Origin of the sequence: Jeotgalibacillus sp. ET6, from assembly GCF_029667115.1 — a bacterium.
In the GTDB taxonomy this organism is placed as follows: domain Bacteria; phylum Bacillota; class Bacilli; order Bacillales; family Jeotgalibacillaceae; genus Jeotgalibacillus.
Genome location: NZ_JARUIU010000120.1, coordinates 1 through 265 on the forward strand (window position 1 = coordinate 1; position 265 = coordinate 265).

A 265-nucleotide genomic window follows, 5' to 3' on the forward strand; every position below is an offset into this window, starting at 1 on the left:
GCCGCGGTGGATGTACGGGTTCTCGAGGGGGTTCACGTCGACGGCGCGCCCGTAGGCGTGCTGGGACCAGTGGTTGGAGCCGGCGACGGGACGGCAGTTGAACGCTGAGGTGTTGTCGGCGGCCATCGACTGGTCGTCGTCTCCGCCGAAGTCGTCAACGAGGCGCATCGAGCGGATGGGGAACCGTTGGGTGAACAGTGCTGAGAACGCGTGCGCCAGGGCGTTGACGGCATCGGCGTGCACGACGAGCTCTCCGGGGTGGGTC

Annotated in this window: 1 protein-coding gene; it reads right to left on the reverse strand. The window is 67.9% G+C overall.

Annotation, left to right across the window (positions count from 1 at the left end):
• On the reverse strand, positions 1–265 hold a 265-nt coding region (locus P6709_RS20010), incomplete at both ends, for a M15 family metallopeptidase (RefSeq protein WP_278242649.1).